General features: G+C 71.5%; 14 protein-coding genes and 1 pseudogene. 13 read left to right on the top strand and 2 right to left on the bottom strand.

The features are described 5' to 3' along the window. A partial coding sequence (locus ABD329_RS40090) for a glycosyltransferase family 4 protein (RefSeq protein ID WP_344317693.1) occupies window positions 1-1,197 on the bottom strand: 1,197 nt, incomplete at its 3' end. Beyond that, window positions 1,194-1,391, bottom strand: a complete 198-nt coding sequence (locus ABD329_RS40085; protein WP_198281384.1) for a hypothetical protein — start codon at window positions 1,389-1,391, stop codon at window positions 1,194-1,196. The genes ABD329_RS40085 and ABD329_RS40090, both read right to left, overlap by 4 nt. Before the next feature lie 144 nt (window positions 1,392-1,535). Between ABD329_RS40085 and ABD329_RS40080 the strand changes: the two genes are divergently transcribed. From ABD329_RS40080 to ABD329_RS40020, 13 genes and pseudogenes are all read left to right on the top strand, one after another. Then, a complete protein-coding gene (locus ABD329_RS40080) occupies window positions 1,536-1,913 on the top strand; it encodes a BlaI/MecI/CopY family transcriptional regulator (protein ID WP_198281385.1) in 378 nt (125 codons plus the stop codon). Between the two features lie 15 nt (window positions 1,914-1,928). After that, complete coding sequence (locus ABD329_RS40075; protein ID WP_344317692.1) at window positions 1,929-2,864, top strand: M56 family metallopeptidase; 936 nt, start codon at window positions 1,929-1,931, stop codon at window positions 2,862-2,864. A gap of 505 nt (window positions 2,865-3,369) precedes the next feature. After that, a pseudogene (locus tag ABD329_RS48375) lies at window positions 3,370-3,501 on the top strand (serine/threonine protein phosphatase); the annotation flags it as partial. A 19-nt stretch (window positions 3,502-3,520) separates the two neighbouring features. Continuing rightward, the gene (locus tag ABD329_RS40065) at window positions 3,521-5,944 is read left to right on the top strand and encodes a SpoIIE family protein phosphatase (protein WP_198280510.1); all 2,424 of its coding nucleotides are present in this window, start codon (window positions 3,521-3,523) and stop codon (window positions 5,942-5,944) included. An 88-nt stretch (window positions 5,945-6,032) separates the two neighbouring features. Beyond that, the gene (locus ABD329_RS40060; RefSeq protein ID WP_198280511.1) at window positions 6,033-7,193 is read left to right on the top strand and encodes a glutathione-independent formaldehyde dehydrogenase; all 1,161 of its coding nucleotides are present in this window, start codon (window positions 6,033-6,035) and stop codon (window positions 7,191-7,193) included. Window positions 7,194-7,356: 163 nt separating this feature from the next. Beyond that, complete coding sequence (gene dnaK, locus ABD329_RS40055; RefSeq protein WP_198280512.1) at window positions 7,357-9,276, top strand: molecular chaperone DnaK; 1,920 nt, start codon at window positions 7,357-7,359, stop codon at window positions 9,274-9,276. Between the two features lie 69 nt (window positions 9,277-9,345). Next, complete coding sequence (locus ABD329_RS40050; RefSeq protein ID WP_198280513.1) at window positions 9,346-9,945, top strand: nucleotide exchange factor GrpE; 600 nt, start codon at window positions 9,346-9,348, stop codon at window positions 9,943-9,945. Window positions 9,946-9,952: 7 nt separating this feature from the next. Next, complete coding sequence (locus tag ABD329_RS40045; RefSeq protein ID WP_344317690.1) at window positions 9,953-10,939, top strand: DnaJ C-terminal domain-containing protein; 987 nt, start codon at window positions 9,953-9,955, stop codon at window positions 10,937-10,939. Continuing rightward, window positions 10,936-11,316 (top strand): chaperone modulator CbpM, encoded by a 381-nt coding sequence (locus ABD329_RS40040; protein ID WP_198279287.1) that lies wholly within the window; start codon window positions 10,936-10,938, stop codon window positions 11,314-11,316. Before ABD329_RS40045 ends, ABD329_RS40040 begins: the two co-directional genes overlap by 4 nt. Continuing rightward, window positions 11,307-13,949, top strand: a complete 2,643-nt coding sequence (gene clpB, locus ABD329_RS40035) for an ATP-dependent chaperone ClpB (RefSeq protein WP_198279288.1) — start codon at window positions 11,307-11,309, stop codon at window positions 13,947-13,949. The genes ABD329_RS40040 and clpB overlap by 10 nt, the downstream gene beginning before the upstream one ends. 5 nt (window positions 13,950-13,954) lie before the next feature. Continuing rightward, window positions 13,955-14,416 carry a thioredoxin gene (gene trxA, locus ABD329_RS40030; RefSeq protein ID WP_198279289.1) on the top strand — a complete coding sequence of 154 codons (462 nt, stop codon included), beginning with the start codon at window positions 13,955-13,957 and terminating at the stop codon, window positions 14,414-14,416. 5 nt (window positions 14,417-14,421) lie between these two features. Next, window positions 14,422-14,685, top strand: coding sequence for a UBP-type zinc finger domain-containing protein (locus tag ABD329_RS40025; protein WP_198267890.1), 264 nt, complete (start codon window positions 14,422-14,424; stop codon window positions 14,683-14,685). Continuing rightward, window positions 14,685-16,490 carry an FAD-dependent oxidoreductase gene (locus ABD329_RS40020; RefSeq protein ID WP_198279290.1) on the top strand — a complete coding sequence of 602 codons (1,806 nt, stop codon included), beginning with the start codon at window positions 14,685-14,687 and terminating at the stop codon, window positions 16,488-16,490. Before ABD329_RS40025 ends, ABD329_RS40020 begins: the two co-directional genes overlap by 1 nt.

The following is a 16,490-nucleotide window of genomic DNA, read 5'->3' as shown; positions in this document are numbered from 1 at the left end:
GGCCCGGCCCGCGCGGTTGCGCCAGCGGGCCTTGCGGCGCTGCCAGGCGCGGGCGGAACGGGTGGCGGCGAGGTCGCCGAACAGTTCCTCGTAGGCGCGGGCCACATGGGCCGGGTCGAAGCGGTGGGCCGCGGCGCGGGCGGCCTCGCCCATGCGGCGGCGGCCGGGCTCGTCGGCGATCAGGTCGCCCAGCGCGGCGGCCAGCGCCTGCCGGTCGCCCATGGGGACCAGGCGGCCGTCGGCGCCGTCGGTGATGATCTCGGCGGGGCCGAGCGGGCAGTCGGTGGCGACCACCGGTATGCCGCAGCGCATCGCCTCGACCAGCGTCATGCCGAAGGACTCCGCGTCGGAGGCGGAGGCGACGATCGACGCCTTGGCGAACTCGGCCTCGATCGGGGAGATCGCGCCCATCAGCGTCGCCCGGCCGCCCAGGCCCTGTTCCTCGATCAGCCGCTGGAGCCGGTCCTTGTCGGCGCCCGCGCCGTAAACGCGCAGCGACCAGTCGGGGTGCTTGGCGGCGACATCGGTGAACGCCTCGATGAGCAGGTCGAACCGTTTGGCGCGCACCAGGCGTCCGGCCGCGGCGATGATGGGGGCGCTGCCGTCGGTGGGCGGCAGGCCGGGGTCGGGCACGCTGTTGGGTATGGCCAGGATCCGCACGCCCGGCAGCCGCATCCTCGCCCGGTAGACGGCCGCGTCGGCTTCGGTCGTGGTGACCACGGCATCCAGGTCGCGGTAGTCCCGGGCGAGCTGGCTGCGCAACTTCTTGGTGTGCATGTCGTGGGTGAGGTGTTCCTGGGCGATGCGCAGCGCACGGGGCGGGGCGAAGCGGGCCAGGTAGACGTTGATGCCCGGCCGGGTACCGATGATCACGTCAGCGTCGCAGCTCCGCAGGTACTCCCGCGCCCGCTGGTCGGTGAGGCGGCTGTACTGCTTGTACCGCTTCTCGGCGGTGGGGAAGACCTCGGCCGGCCGGTGCAGCAGCGGATCGCCCTCGTCCGCACCGCTCTCCCGTATGTCGACAAGGGGCACCACCGTCACCCGTGGATCGACGCTGAACCGAGGGCGGGCGCGGTGGCGCAGCATCGACACGACCGTCACCTCATGCTGGTCGGCGAGGGCCGCGGCGAGATTGAGCGTGGTGCGTATCGTGCCGCCGATCGCGTACACGTTGTGGATCAGGAAGGTGATCTTCACTTGGCGCTCCCCACGGCCGGCTCCCCGGCGACGAGGGTCCGGCGGGACACAAGCGCTTCCGGGGCAAGTGGCAGCAAGGAGACGGCGAAGCCGATCAGCAGCCCGGCCTCGGCGAACAGCACCAGGAAGACGCCCGCCGTGCCGAACGCTGTCAGCGGTTGGGCGGCATCCAGCGGGTTGAGGACCAAAGGCACCGCAGGGTCCTTTCCGGCCGTGCCCGCCGCAAGGCAGAGTTCTGCCCAGGCACGCGTGCATGGCACACTTGGGAGACAATAGCTTTTACACCGGTGTAGGAGTCCTACACGAGTGTAGGTGATGGGAGAGGGGAGGCCAACCGCATGGGCATCCGCACGCCAGGACACGGGCCCAAGCGGCCCAACGGCGCACGCGAGGCCGAGATCCTCGAACTGCTACAGCGGGCCGACGACGCGCTGACCCCCCGGGAGGTCACCGAGCGCCTCGGCAACGAGCTGGCCTACAACAGCGTGGTGACGATCCTCACCCGCATGCACACCAAGCAGCTGCTCACCCGCACCCCGCGCGGCCGGGCCTACGCCTACGCCCCCGTGACCGACGACCCCGGCTTCGCCGCGCGCCGCATGCGCTCGGTCCTGGAAGAGCGGTCCGACCGCCAGGACGTCCTCGCCCGCTTCGCCGACGAGCTGTCCACCACCGATGCGGACCTGCTGCGCCAACTGCTCGACCCCGGCCAGTAGGAAGAGGTCGCCCAGATGCGCATCGCCGTCTACATCCCCCTGCTGCTCTCCCTGCTCGCTCCCCTCGGAGCACGCCCCCTGGCGGAGCGATGCGAACCCCGCCTGGCGACCTGGCTGCTGACCGCCTCGGCCCTCGTACTGGGCACGGCGACCACCATCTCGCTGGGCCTGCTGGCCATCACCGGACTGATCCGCTTCCCCCAGCTGGCCGGCCTCGGCCACTGGTCGGCCCACACCGCGCAGCGCGACGACCCCGACGAACTGTCCGTCGCCCTGATCGCCGGGCTCCTGCTCGGTGCCGCCGTCCTCATGGCCGCCCGCATGCTCTGGCGGCGCGCCCGCACCCTGGCCGCCGCCGCCCTGGAAGCGGCCTGCATGCCCAGCGAAGACGGCCTGGTCGTGATCGAGGACGAGGCCCCCGACGCCTTCGCGATCCCCGGCCTGCCCGGCCGCATCGTCGTCTCCACCGGCATGCTGCGCACCCTGGACGAAACCGAGCGGCACATCCTTCTCGCCCACGAACGCGCCCACCTGACGGCCCACCATTACGCCTTCGTCGCCCTGACCCAGCTCGGCGCCGCCGCCAACCCCCTGCTACGCCCCCTCGCCACGGCCGTGACGTACACCATCGAACGGTGGGCGGACGAAAACGCGGCCATTGCCACCGGCGACCGCGAGCGGGTCGCCCGCACCGTCGGCAAGGCGGCCCTCGCCGCCCACCACGTCCCCGCCCGCACTCCGGGCGCCGCCCTGGGCATCCTCGGCCGCCGCACCCCACTCGCCGCCGCCGGGCCCGTGCCCCGCCGCGTCGCCGCCCTCCTCGCGCCCCCCTTCGGCCGCCACCCCATCCTCGCCGCCGCGACAGCCACGGTCCTCGCCGCCGTGGCCCTGTCCACCGCCGAAGCCGCCCACGACCTCCACCTCTTGCTGGAAACTGTTGGAGCCGGGTAGTCCGGTCGGCAGCCCAGGGGCGGTGTTCCGGCCCCGCCGAGAGGACCGGTAGCGCCCGCGATGGCGACGAAGCCCACAAGGGTGGGGTACGCCCGGTGCAGCACCACTCAGCAGGAGCTTCCGTCGGGGTCAGCGGCAGTGCCCGCCACCACCCTGCGAGTTCGCGGTCGAGCATGATGATCGACGCGTGCTGCGGGGAGAAGGAATCCCGCAGCCGTTGACGCACCCGGTGCTCGTCGTAGCGCCCAAGGCGTTCCAACGCTTCGACGTCGGCGGCGGCGGCGAAGCCGGAGGCGGCCGTGCGCGAGCCGGCCGCCGTCCCCAGCGCCGGTCGGCCCGCCGCCGTAAGGTTGACCGCATGGTGGACGCGAGCGTGTCGACCTCGGCCGAGGCTGCTGAGCAGTCGCTGGACGAGCTGCTCCGGGCCGCCCACGAGGCACCACCGGTGGAGCTCCCGGTGGCCCTGGACCGCCACGCCGAGGCCATGGGTATCGGCTGGGTGGTCTCGACGGCCGCCGGGGAGAACGCCCCCGAGGTGCTGCGGCTGCTCATCCACGCCATTCTCGATCACCGGCACGGTGAGCTCAGCGACGACGCCACGATTTTGATGCTCGAGTGGCGACCACCGCATCCCTGAGCCGTCGGGACGATGTGCGATGACGCCCCCCGACCCCGCCGCCCGTCGCGTCCGGCCGGACCCGCCGCCCGGCGCCCCCGGCCTGGCCACGGCCACGGTTGACGACCACGGCGTGGTGACCGGGTGGAGCGAGGGCGCGCGGCGGCTGCTGGGCTATCGCGCCGAGGAGGTCGTAGGGCGGTCGGCGGCCGAGCTGTATGCGGAGAAGACGCTCGGGGACACCGCGCGCGACGCCGGGCCGTGCCTGGCGGACGAGCCCCGGTGGAGCGGACGGGTCGCGCTGTGCCACCGGGACGGGCACCGAGTGGAGGTCGAGCTGCTGGCGCACCGCGGCCCGGTGGATGGCGGATCCGCGGGCCGGCTGCTGGTCTCCGCCGTGCCCCGGGAGTCGCTCTCCCAGGAGCCGGGCACACCGGCGGACCGCGCGTTCGCCCAGTGCCCATGCGTCCTGGCGGTCTTCGACACGGAGCTGCGCCTGGTGTCGGCGAACGCCGACACGGAGGCCGCCACTACCCGCAGCGAGGACCAGATGCGCGGGCTGCGGCTGACGGAGCTGATGGGCCGCGGGGAGAGCGAGCGGGTCGAGCGGGCCATGCGGCGGGTGCTGGAGAGCGGCGAACGGCTGGAGCTGGAGACGCATCTGCGGGTGTCGGGCGGGAGCGATGAGCACGGGTGGTCGGTCTCCCTGGCCCCGCTGGTCGACCGGACCGGCAGGCGCCAGGGCGTGTGCTTCGCGGCGCGCGACACCACCGCCGAGCAGGGGGCCCGGCAGCGGCTCCAGCTGCTCAGCGAGGCGGGGGCGCGGCTGGGCAGCACGCTGGACATGGACCGGATCGCCCAGGAACTGGTCAAGGTGGCGGTCCCCTGGTTCGCCGACTTCGCCAGTGTCGATCTGCTCACCTTCCTCCACGAGGGCGACGAACCCCCGGAGGGGCCGCTGCGCGAGCCCGTCACCCTGCGGCGCGCGGCCCACCGGTCGGTCCTGGAGGGCGTCCCGGAGGCGGTGGTCGACGTCGGGGAACTGGCCACGCATCCCCAGCGATCCCCCACGGCGGCGTGCCTGATCGAGGGCCGGGCCGCGCGGCACCAGGTGACGGAGTCGCTGCTGGCGAGCTGGGAGGCCACGGACCCCGGCCGGGCCGCCCGTATCCGCGAGCACGGGATGCATTCGGTGATCGTGACGCCGTTGCGCGCCCGCGGGGTCACCCTCGGTGCCGCCTTCTTCGCCCGCCACCGCACCCCGGCGCCCTTCACCGACGACGACACGCTGCTGGCCGAGGAGCTCACCGCCCGGGCGGCCGTCTGTGTCGACAACGCCCGCCGCTATCTGCGGGAACGCATGATGACCGTGACCCTGCAACGCAGCCTGCTGCCGCAGGGGATCCCCGAGCTGACGGCGCTAGAGATCGCCTCGCGCTATCTGCCCTCGGGCGCCTGGGCCGGGGTGGGCGGCGACTGGTTCGACGCGATTCCGCTGTCCAGCGCCCGCGCCGCCGTGGTGGTCGGCGATGTCAAGGGGCGCGGCATCCAGGCGGCGGCCACCATGGGGCGGCTGCGCACCGCCATGCGCACCCTGGCCGATATCGATCTGCCGCCCGGCGAGCTGCTGACCTACCTCGACGACCTGGTCACTCGGCTGTCCTCGGAGGAGAATCCCGAGATCGGCAGGGCCGTCGGCGCCACCTGTCTGTACGCGGTCTACGACCCGGTCTCCCGCCTGTGCACCCTCGCCTCGGCGGGCCATCTTCCACCACTGGTGGTCAGCCCGGACGGCACCGCCGATCGTCTCGGCTCTCCCACCGGACCGCCGCTGGGACTGGGCGGGCTGCCCTTCGAGACCACGGAGATGGAGCTGCCCGAGGGCAGTCTGCTCGCCCTGTACACCAACGGCCTGATCGACGGCCGGGACCGCGAGATCGGCGAGGGGCTGGAGACGCTGCGCGAGGCCCTGAGCCGGTCCGCCCCGTCCCTGGAGGCGCTCTGCGACAACATCCTGCGGGCCCTGCTCCCGGCCCGTCCCGAGGACGACGTGGCCCTGGTCCTCGCCCGAACCCGGGCTCTACCCGCCGACCGGGTCGCCACCTGGGACATCCCCCCGGACGCGGCCGCCGTCGCCGAGGCCCGCCGGAACACCACCGGGCAGCTCCTCGCCTGGGGGCTCGAGGAGACGCTGTTCACCACCGAGCTGATCGTCAGCGAGCTGGTCACCAACGCGATCCGCTACGGCCGTCCGCCCATCCGGCTGCGGCTGATCCGCGACCGCTGCCTCATCTGCGAGGTCTCCGACGCCAACAGCACCGCGCCCCATCTGCGGCGGGCCCGGGTCTTCGACGAGGGCGGCCGCGGTCTGATGCTGGTCGCCCAGCTGGCGACGCGCTGGGGCACCCGGCAGGGCACGGACGGCAAGACGATCTGGGTCGAGCAGGACCTCGCCCCGGACTGAACTGGACCGATAACTCCCCGGTCGCGGGCGGGCGTTATGGGTGAGACGGTGGCAAAGGGGGCGGGAATGCCCGATTCGAGGAGCGACCATGAAGGCAGCTGTGTACGAGGGACCCCGGACGGTGACGGTCAAGGATGTGCCGGACGCGAAGATCGAGCATCCCTGCGACATCATCGTGCAGATCACCACCACCAACATCTGCGGCTCCGATCTCCACATGTACGAGGGGCGCACCTCCTTCGAACCGGGCCGCACCCTGGGGCACGAGAATCTGGGGAAGGTCGTCGAGGTCGGCTCGGCGGTCAGAAAGGTCAAGGTCGGTCAGTACGTGGTACTGCCGTTCAACATCGCCTGCGGCTTCTGCAAGCAGTGCGAACGCGGGCTGACCAACTACTGCCTGACCATGCAGCCGGAACCCTCCGCGGCAGGAGCCGCGTACGGCTTCGCGGACATGGGGCCGTACCAGGGCGGCCAGGCCGAGTATCTGCGCGTGCCGTACGGCGACTTCAACGCGCTGCGGCTCGGTGAGGACGCCGCGGAGCGCCAGCTGGACTATGTGATGCTGGCCGACATCTTTCCCACCGGCTACCACGCCACCGAGATGGCCGGCGTCAAGCCCGGGGACCAGACCGTTGTCTTCGGTGCGGGCCCGGTCGGGCTGATGGCGGCCTATTCGGCGGTGATCAAGGGCGCCGGCCGGGTGTGGTCGGTGGACTTCCACGGCGATCGGCTGCGAAAGGCCGAGGAGATCGGGGCCATCCCGATCGACACCCGTGAGCAGGACCCGTCCGACGTCATCAAGTCGGCCACCCTGGGGCTCGGCGCCGACAACGGCTGTGAGTGCGTGGGCTACCAGGCCCATGACCCGCAAGGCCGCGAGGACGCCTCCATGACCTTGAACGGCCTGATCGACTGTGTGCGGTTCACCGGCGAGATCGGCGTCGTGGGCGTGTTCGCCCCCGAGGACCCGGGCGGGAAGGACGTCCAGGGTGAACTCGAGGCCCAGGGCAAGGTGCCGATCGACTTCGGCAAGCTGTGGTTCAAGGGCCAGCGGATCGGCACCGGCCAAGCGCCGGTGAAGCGATACAACCGGATGCTGCGCGATCTGATCGCCGGGGGCAAGGCCGAGCCGAGCTGGGTCGTCTCCCATGAGCTGGGGCTGGATGAGGCTCCGAGCGGCTATCAGCACTTCGACCGCCGTGACGAGGGCTGGACCAAGGTCGTCCTGCACCCGGACGGCTCGCGCTGACGGGCCCCCGTCCCGGGGAGCGCTCGGGGCGCCGATATTCGTTCCCGGATCGCTGGACCAGCGGCGGTCCGGTTTGTAACCCTTTGTGGTAGAGGCTCGTTAACCGCTCCCGCGGCTGACCGGGTGCTGACCGTGGCCCGCGGCCGCCCCGGAAGGAGTTGCCATGGCCAAGGCAGTCGGCATCGACCTGGGCACCACCAATTCGGTGATCGCCGTGTGGGAGGGTGGTGAGTCCTCGGTCGTTCCGAACTCCGAGGGAAGCCGCACCACACCGTCGGTGGTCGCTTTCACCGACACCGGTGAACGGCTGGTGGGGCAGCTGGCCCGGCGCCAGGCGATCCTCAACCCCAAGGGCACCATCTACTCGGCCAAGCGGTTCATCGGCCGCCACTACGACGAGGTCTCCGGCGAGGCCAAGGCGGTGGCCTACGACGTCGTCCCGGATGAGCAGGGTCTGGCCCGCTTCAAGGTGCGCGACAAGCTGTACTCGCCGGAGGAGATCAGCGCCCAGGTGCTGCGCAAGCTGGCCGACGACGCCGGGAAGCAGCTGGGCGAGCGGGTCACCGAGGCGGTCATCACGGTGCCCGCGTACTTCAACGACGCCCAGCGCAGCGCCACCAAGGACGCGGGCGAGATCGCCGGTCTGAAGGTACTGCGGATCATCAACGAGCCGACCGCGGCCGCCCTCGCCTACGGCCTGGACAAGAAGGGGCATGAGACGGTCCTCGTCTTCGACCTCGGCGGCGGCACCTTCGACGTATCGATCCTCGACGTGGGGGACGGGGTGGTGGAGGTCCGCTCCACCGCGGGCGACAGCCACCTGGGCGGCGATGATTTCGACCGGCGGCTGGTGGATCACCTGGCGGATAAGTTCCAGCAGGAGAACGGCATCGATCTGCGCCAGGACCCGCAGGCGTTGCAGCGGTTGTTCGAGGCGGCGGAGAAGGCGAAGACCGAGCTGAGCTCGGTGACCCAGACGCAGGTGAGTCTGCCGTTCATCACGGCGGACGCATCTGGGCCGAAGCATCTGACCGAGACGCTGATGCGGTCGACGTTCGAGCAGATCACTTCCGATCTGGTGGAGCGTTGTCTGGACCCGGTGCGGCAGGCCATGGGTGATGCGAAGGCCGGTGAGAGCGATATCGACGAGGTGATCCTGGTCGGTGGGTCGACCCGGATTCCGGCGGTGCAGGCTCTGGTGCGGCGGCTGACGGGCGGCAAGGAGCCCAATATGAGCGTCAATCCCGATGAGGTGGTGGCGCTGGGTGCCGCGATCCAGGCCGGGGTGCTCAAGGGTGAGGTCAAGGATGTCCTGCTGCTGGATGTCACGCCGCTGTCGCTGGGTGTGGAGACCCGTGGCGGCGTCATGACGAAGATCATCGAGCGGAACACCACGATTCCGGTGCGGCGGACGGAGACCTTCTCCACGGCTGAGGACAATCAGCAGGCCGTGGACATCGTGATCCTCCAGGGTGAGCGCGAGCGGGCCGCTGACAACCGCGTGCTCGGGCGCTTCCAGCTGACCGGTATCCGTCCGGCGCCGCGGGGCGAACCGCAGGTCGAGGTGACCTTCGATATCGACGCCAACGGCATCCTCAACGTCACCGCCCGCGACCGCGACACCGGTAAGGAGCAGTCCGTCCAGATCAGCGAGACCGGCAACCTCGACCGTGGTGAGGTCGAGCGGATGGTGCAGGAGGCCGAGCGCAACCGGGGCGAGGACCAGGCGCTGCGCGAGGCCGTGGATGCGCGCAACGAGCTGGACGCCATTGCCTACCAGGTCGAGAAGCGCCTCTCCGACCTGGGCGACGCGGCGCCGTCGCATGAGCGGTCGCGTGCCGAGATGCTGGTCAACGATGCCCGCGAGGCGGTCAGGAACGAGGCCGGGGTCGACAAGACCAGGCCGCTGATCTCCGAGCTCCAGCAGGTCTACGCGGGCCTGGCCGCCCATGAGACAGCCGGTGCCGGCGCCGGTGCCGGTGCGGGTGCGGGCGAGGGCGGCGCCCAGGATGCCGGGCCCGGGGCCGGGGCCGGGGGCGGCGGCGATGAGGACGTGATCGACGCCGAGTTCGACAAGGGCTGACCGACCGGGCCCGTACGGCTGACACGACCGCTACGGCGAAGGCAGAGGAAGGCTGACGGAAGGGCCGCGATGTCCACTCAACCGCAGCAGCCCGAACCGGTGCCGGAGGGTGCCGTGACGGAGCCGGAGCAGGAGCAGGGCCTGCCCGCGCCGGGCACCGCGGCGGCGCACGGGGCGGGCGCGGAGGGCCCCGGCCCGGACGCGGCCGGTGGCCCCGCCGTCGCCGCATCCGGGGAGCAGGCTGCCGCGCTGGCCGAGCTCGACGACCGCTGGCGGCGGGCCGTGGCCGACCTGGAGAACCTGCGCAAGCGCCACGCCAGGGAGGTGGAGCGGGAGCGGGCCGCCGAGCGGGCCCGTACGGCGGCGGCCCTGCTGCCTGTCATCGACAATCTCGAACTCGCCCTCTCCCACGCCGAGTCCGATCCCGGCTCGATCGTGGAGGGCGTCAAGGCCATCCGCGAACAGGCCGTGAACACCCTGGCCCAGCTGGGCTACGAGCGGCAGGGCGAGACGGGGGTGCCGTTCGACCCGGCCCGGCACGAGGTGGTCGGTGTGGTCGAGGACCCCGAGGCCGAACCGGGCACGGTGGTCCAGGTGCTGCGCCCGGGCTACGGGGAGCCCGGCAACCAGCTGAGGCCGGTGGCGGTGGCCGTGGCGAAGCGGGAGTGAGCCGACGATGGCACGGGATTACTACGAGGTGCTCGGTGTCTCGCGTGGTGCGAGTCAGGACGAGATTCAGCAGGCGTTCCGCACCCGCGCCCGGCGTCTGCATCCCGATGTGAACAAGGATCCGAACGCGGAGGAGCGGTTCAAGGAGCTCAACGACGCCTACAGCGTGCTCTCCGACCCCAAGACGCGGGCCCGTTACGACCGGTTCGGCGATGACTTCCGCAAGATCCCCGAGGACTGGGAGGAGCGCGTCGGCGCGGGCGCCGGTGCCGGTGCCGGTGCCGGTGCCGGTGGTGGTTTCCGTGGGTGGACGACGTCCGGGGACGGGGGGCGGGTGCGGTTCACGCGTGGTTTCGGGGAGGACGCCGGGGGCGCGGGTGTGGATTTCGAGGATCTGTTCGGCGCGTTCTTCGGCGGCGGCGCGGGCCCGGGCGCGGGTGCGGGGCGGGTGGATATCCCCGGCGCCGATCAGGAGGCGGAGTTGCCGCTGACCGTGGAGGATGCCTTCCACGGCGGCCGTCGCACCGTCACGTTGGCCGGGCCGTCGGGGCAGCGCACGTTCGAGGTGGACGTCCCGGCGGGTGTGGTCGACGGGCAGCGGATCCGGCTGGCCGGGCAGGGCGGCCGGGGCACCGGTGACGCACCGGCCGGGGACCTGTACCTGCGAGTGCGGATCCAGCCCCATCCGCGGTTCCGGCTGGAGGGCCGGAACATCCATGTGACGCTCCCGGTGTCCCCGTGGGAGGCCGCGCTGGGCGCGACCGTCCCGGTGCCGACGCCCGGCGGCACCGCCAAGGTGACGGTCCCGCCCGGGTCCTCCAGCGGCCGCCGGCTGCGGCTGCGCGGTGAGGGCATGCCCAGCCCGCGCGGACCCGATGGTGATCTGTTCGCGGAGATCCGTGTCATGGTGCCGCCCAGCCTCAGCGACCGGGAGCGGGAGCTGTTCGAGGAGTTGGGCCGCACCTCCTCCTTCGACCCCAGGAGCGAGCGATGAGCACCCACGCGTCCGGGACGGTCACCGTCACGCGGTACGCGCCCGTGACGTCCGTCCACTACGACTTGGTGCCCGCGCGCCGGTTGTCTTTGGAGACGGTGGCCAGCCGTACCGGGCTCCATCCGGAGCTGATCCGGCGCTTCGTCGCCCTCGGCCTGGTCGACGCCGAGCGTGACGCCGCGGGGCGGCTGGTGTTCGCCCCCGAGGCTCCGGCGGCGCTGGGCCGTGTGGAGCGGCTGCATTCCGGGCTGTGCCTGAACTACGCCTCTATCGGTCTGGTGATGGATCTGCTGGACCGCATCGATCTGCTGGAAGCCGCACTGCGCCGCAGTGGTGCGAGGAGTGGCGCAAGGAGTGAAGGACCGTCATGGATATGAACCGCCTCACCCAGAAGTCCCAGGAAGCGCTCCAGGATGCCCAGTCCAGGGCCCAGAGTTATGGCCATACCGAGGTGGACGGTGAGCATCTGCTGCTGGCTCTGCTCGAGCAGCCCGAGGGGCTGGTGCCCCGGCTGGTCGGCCAGCTGGGCGCGGACCCGGAGGCGGTGCGCACCGTGCTGGAGGCGGAGGTGGCCCGTAAACCCAAGGTCACCGGCCCGGGGGCGACGCCGGGGCAGGTCTTCGTCACCCAGCGGCTGTCCCGTCTGCTGGATGCCGCCGAGCAGGAGGCCAGGCGGCTGAAGGACGAGTACGTGTCGGTGGAGCACCTGGTGCTCGCGCTGGCCCGGGAGGGGCCGGCCACCGCGGCCGGTCGGGTGCTGGGGGAGCACGGCATCACCCCCGAGGCGTTCCTGAACGCCCTCACCCAGGTCCGTGGCAGTCAGCGGGTGACCTCCGCCAATCCGGAGGTGGCGTATGAGGCGCTGGAGAAGTACGGCCGGGATCTGGTCCTGGAGGCCCGCTCGGGCAAGCTGGACCCGGTGATCGGCCGGGACGCCGAGATCCGCCGGGTGACCCAGATCCTCAGCCGCAAGTCGAAGAACAACCCCGTGCTCATCGGCGACCCCGGCGTCGGCAAGACCGCCATCGTCGAGGGCCTGGCCCAGCGCATCGTGCGCGGTGACGTGCCCGAGGGGCTGCGCGACAAGACGATCTTCGCGCTGGACATGGGGTCGCTGGTGGCGGGGGCGAAGTACCGCGGGGAGTTCGAGGAGCGGCTCAAGGCCGTGCTCACCGAGGTCAAGTCCGCCCAGGGGCGGATCCTGCTGTTCGTCGACGAGCTGCACACCGTGGTCGGCGCGGGGGCCGCCGAGGGTGCCATGGACGCCGGGAACATGCTCAAGCCGATGCTGGCCCGCGGTGAGCTGCACATGATCGGCGCGACCACCCTGGACGAGTACCGCAAGCACATCGAGAAGGACGCCGCGCTGGAGCGCCGCTTCCAGATGGTGCTGGTGGACGAGCCGAGCGTGGAGGACACCATCTCCATCCTGCGCGGCCTGCGCGAGCGTCTCGAGGTCTTCCACGGGGTGAAGATCCAGGACACCGCGCTGGTCTCCGCCGCCACCCTCAGCCACCGCTACATCAGCGACCGGTTCCTGCCCGACAAGGCCATCGACCTGGTCGACGAGGCATGTGCCCGGCTGCGTACCGAGATCGACTCCATGCCCGCCGAACTGGACGAGATCACCCGCCGGGTCACCCGGCTGGAGATCGAGGAGGCCGCCCTCTCCAAGGAGACCGACCCCGCCAGCGCGCAGCGGCTGGAGGAGCTGCGCCGCGAACTGGCCGATCTGCGCGCCGAGGCCGACGCCAAACACGCCCAGTGGGAGGCCGAGCGGCAGTCCATCCGCCGGGTGCAGGACCTGCGCCGGGAACTGGAGGAGGTGCGCCGCGAAGCCGAGGAGGCCGAGCGCGCCTACGACCTCAACCGCGCCGCCGAACTGCGCTACGGCAGGCTCCAGGAACTTCAGCGCAAACTGGCCGCCGAGGAGGAGCAGCTGGCCGCCAAGCAGGGCGCGCACCGGCTGCTGCGCGAGGTGGTCACCGAGGAGGAGATCGCCGACATCGTCTCCGCCTGGACCGGGATCCCGGTCTCCCGCCTCCAGGAGGGCGAGCGGGAGAAGCTGCTGCGCCTGGACGAGATCCTCCAGGAGCGGGTGATCGGCCAGGACGAGGCGGTCAAGCTGGTCTCCGACGCCATCATCCGGGCCCGCTCGGGCATCCGGGACCCGCGCCGCCCGATCGGCTCGTTCATCTTCCTCGGCCCCACCGGCGTCGGGAAGACCGAGCTGGCCAAGGCGCTGGCCGCCGCGCTCTTCGACACCGAGGAGAACATGGTCCGCCTGGACATGAGCGAGTACCAGGAGCGGCACACGGTCAGCCGGCTGGTCGGCGCCCCGCCGGGGTACGTCGGCTACGAGGAGGGCGGCCAGCTCACCGAGGCGGTGCGGCGCAAGCCGTACTCGGTGGTGCTCTTCGACGAGATCGAGAAGGCGCACACCGATGTCTTCAACACCCTGCTCCAGGTGCTGGACGACGGCCGGATCACCGACGCCCAGGGGCGGCTGGTGGACTTCCGCAACACCGTGATCATCATGACCTCCAACATCGGCTCGGTACACCTGCTCGACGGCGTCACCACCGACGGTGAACTCAAGCCGGACGCCCGGAGCCTGGTGATGAGCGAGCTGCGCGGCCACTTCCGCCCCGAGTTCCTCAACCGGGTCGACGACATCGTGCTGTTCAAGCCGCTCGGCGAGCCCCAGATCGAGCGGATCGTGGAGCTCCAACTCGACGAGCTGCGCAAACGCCTGGCCGAACGCCTCATCGCCGTCGAACTCACCCCCGCCGGCCGCCAGGTCATCGCCCACGAGGGCTACGACCCCGTCTACGGCGCCCGCCCACTGCGCCGCTTCATCTCCCACGAGGTGGAGACCCTCATCGGACGCGCCCTGCTGCGCGGCGATGTCGACGAGGGCGCCACCGTCAAGGTCGACGCCCAGCACGGCGAACTCGTCGTCACCTACGAACGACAACCAGAAACCGCGGGACTCGGAAAGGCCGCGTGAGAACGATGCCGACCCAGACCGTCAAGGCCCCCACCATCACCTGCCCCACCTGCGGGAAGACCAACAAGGTGCCCGCGGCGGCGGAGGGCCGTCCGCGCTGCGGCAACTGCAAGAACCCGCTGCCGTGGATCGCGGATGCCGAGGAGCGGGACTTCGCCGAGGTCGCCGAGCAGGCCGACCCCCTCGTCGTCGTCGACCTGTGGGCCACCTGGTGCGGGCCGTGTCGCATGGTCAGCCCCGCGCTGGAACAGGTGGCCCGGGAACTCGCCGGAGAGATCAAACTCGTCAAGGTCGACATCGACCGCAATCCCCGGCTCGCCCAGCGGTTCGAGGTGCAGGCCGTGCCGACCCTGCTCATCCTGGACAAGGGGGAGCCGGTCGCCCGCCGCGCGGGCGCGGCGCCCGCGGGCACCCTGCGTTCGTGGATCGAGCAGGTGATGACGGGCCGCGACAGCAAGGAAGGGTGAACGCCATGGCCATCGAGCCCGATCCGCACCTGTCGATGGTGCGTCCCGTCACCCCGCGCAGCCCCGAGGGGTGTGAGGAGTGCCTGCGCCTGGGGTCCCCCTGGGTCCATCTGCGGCTCTGTCTGACCTGCGGACACGTCGGGTGCTGCGACTCCTCGCCGCTCAAGCACGCCCGTGCGCACGCGTACGCCGACCAACACCCGATCGTCGAGCCCATGGAACCGGGCGAGACCTGGCGGTGGTGCTACGCCCACGAGGCCATGGCCTGATGACGAGCGAGGACTGGTCCGCGGGCACCGCACCCGAGGGAGCGGTTCCGGACGAGACCCCGGATGTGTACGGCGCGTATCCGCGGCTGACGGACGAGCAGATCACGTTCCTCGCCGGTCATGGCACCCGCCATCCGGTGATGCCCGGTCAGGTGCTGATCCGCGAGGGCGACCAGTGCACGGACTTCTATGTCATCCTCAGCGGCTCGATCGCGATCATCGAGGACTACGGCACCCCGGAGGAGCGGGTGCTCAGAGTGCACGGCCCGGGGCGCTTCCTGGGCGAACTGGGCCTGCTCCAGGGGCAGGTGGCCTTCTACACCGCCCGCTCCCGCCAGGCCGGTGAGGTGCTGGCCGTGCCGGTGGACCGGCTGCGGGTGCTGGTGGCCCGCGACCCCGTCCTCGGTGATCTCATCCTCCGCGCCTATCTGGGCCGCCGCGCCCTGCTGGTCGGGGCGGGCGCCGGGTTCCGCATCCTCGGCTCGCGCTACTCGCCCGACACCCGGCGGCTGCGCGAGTTCGCGGCCCGCAACCGGCTGCCGCACCGCTGGATCGACCTGGAGACGGACCAAGAGGCCGAGGCGCTGCTGCGCCGCTTCTCCGTCGGCCCGGAGGACACTCCCATCGTCATCTGGCGTGACCACCAGGTGTTGCGCAACCCTGACAACGCCGAACTGGCCCGGCTCATCGGCCTGTCCCCACCGGTCCCCGACCGCAGCCGAAACGATCTGCTGGTCGTCGGCTGTGGCCCGGCGGGGATCGCCGCTGCCGTCTACGGCTCCTCCGACGGGCTGTCCACCACGGTCGTGGACGCGGTGGCCACCGGCGGTCAGGCCGGTACCTCGTCCCTGATCGAGAACTACTTCGGCTTTCCGACGGGGGTCTCCGGCTCCGAGCTGGCCGAGCGGGGTGTGCTCCAGGCCCGCAAGTTCGGAGCACAGGTGCGGCTCCCGGCCGAGGCGACGTCCCTGGAACCGGGTGACGGCCACTACCGCGTCACCTTCGCCGACGGCAGCGAAACGCTGTGCCGTACCGTCGTCCTGGCCACCGGCGCCCGGTACCGCAGACTCAAGGTCCCCGGGATCGAGCGGCTGGAGGGGGCGAGCGTCTACTACGCGGCCACTCTCTATGAGGCGCGGCAGTGCGGCGCGGACCCCGTCGCCGTGGTCGGCGGCGGCAACTCCGCGGGCCAGGCGGTGCTCTTCCTCGCCGAGCGGGTGCCCCGGGTGCATCTGCTGATCAGGGGCTCGCACCTGGGGGCGCGGATGTCCCGCTATCTGGTCGACCAGATCGAGCGCCATCCGCGGGTGACCGTGGCCGTGGACACCGAGGTCCGCGAGGTGCGCGGCGATGACGTCCTGCGGTCGATCGTGGTGGAGCAGACCCGCACCGGGGAGCGCCGCACTGTGGACGTCCGCGCGCTGTTCGTCTTCATCGGGGCCAAGCCGTGCACCGACTGGCTCGGTGACGTCCTGGCCCTGGACGACCGGGGCTTCGTGCTCACCGGCGCCGAGGCCCAGGCCCGGTCGGCGGCCGGCGTCTGGAAAGGCCAGAGCCACGGCTGTCTGAGCCTGGAGACCAGCCTGCCGGGGGTCTTCGCCGCCGGTGATGTGCGCAGCGGCTCGGTCAAGCGGGTGGCCTCGGCGGCCGGCGAGGGGGCGATGGCCGTCCACCACGTCCATGACCATCTCGGCCACACCACCGCCGACCCCACTCGCCCGAACGGTGACATTCAAGCTCCGTCCGGCCGGTCCGCCGCGCCGGGCGGTGACCCGCACCCATCCGCTACACATGACCGGAGGTGA

The sequence above is a fragment of the Streptomyces javensis genome, from assembly GCF_039525925.1.
GTDB classification, from domain to species: domain Bacteria; phylum Actinomycetota; class Actinomycetes; order Streptomycetales; family Streptomycetaceae; genus Streptomyces; species Streptomyces asiaticus.
This window is presented reverse-complemented; position numbering and strand designations above follow the sequence as displayed.

Excerpts from the sequence above, each read along its gene's own strand:
- ABD329_RS40045 (WP_344317690.1), top strand. The coding sequence starts at position 9,953 with ATGGCACGGGATTACTACGAGGTGCTCGGTGTCTCGCGTGGTGCGAGT.
- ABD329_RS40040 (WP_198279287.1), top strand. The coding sequence starts at position 10,936 with ATGAGCACCCACGCGTCCGGGACGGTCACCGTCACGCGGTACGCGCCC.
- ABD329_RS40060 (WP_198280511.1), top strand. The coding sequence starts at position 6,033 with ATGAAGGCAGCTGTGTACGAGGGACCCCGGACGGTGACGGTCAAGGAT.
- ABD329_RS40020 (WP_198279290.1), top strand. The coding sequence starts at position 14,685 with ATGACGAGCGAGGACTGGTCCGCGGGCACCGCACCCGAGGGAGCGGTT.
- ABD329_RS40025 (WP_198267890.1), top strand. The coding sequence starts at position 14,422 with ATGGCCATCGAGCCCGATCCGCACCTGTCGATGGTGCGTCCCGTCACC.
- clpB (WP_198279288.1), top strand. The coding sequence starts at position 11,307 with ATGGATATGAACCGCCTCACCCAGAAGTCCCAGGAAGCGCTCCAGGAT.
- ABD329_RS40075 (WP_344317692.1), top strand. The coding sequence starts at position 1,929 with ATGCGCATCGCCGTCTACATCCCCCTGCTGCTCTCCCTGCTCGCTCCC.
- ABD329_RS40050 (WP_198280513.1), top strand. The coding sequence starts at position 9,346 with ATGTCCACTCAACCGCAGCAGCCCGAACCGGTGCCGGAGGGTGCCGTG.
- ABD329_RS40065 (WP_198280510.1), top strand. The coding sequence starts at position 3,521 with ATGACGCCCCCCGACCCCGCCGCCCGTCGCGTCCGGCCGGACCCGCCG.
- ABD329_RS40080 (WP_198281385.1), top strand. The coding sequence starts at position 1,536 with ATGGGCATCCGCACGCCAGGACACGGGCCCAAGCGGCCCAACGGCGCA.
- trxA (WP_198279289.1), top strand. The coding sequence starts at position 13,955 with ATGCCGACCCAGACCGTCAAGGCCCCCACCATCACCTGCCCCACCTGC.
- dnaK (WP_198280512.1), top strand. The coding sequence starts at position 7,357 with ATGGCCAAGGCAGTCGGCATCGACCTGGGCACCACCAATTCGGTGATC.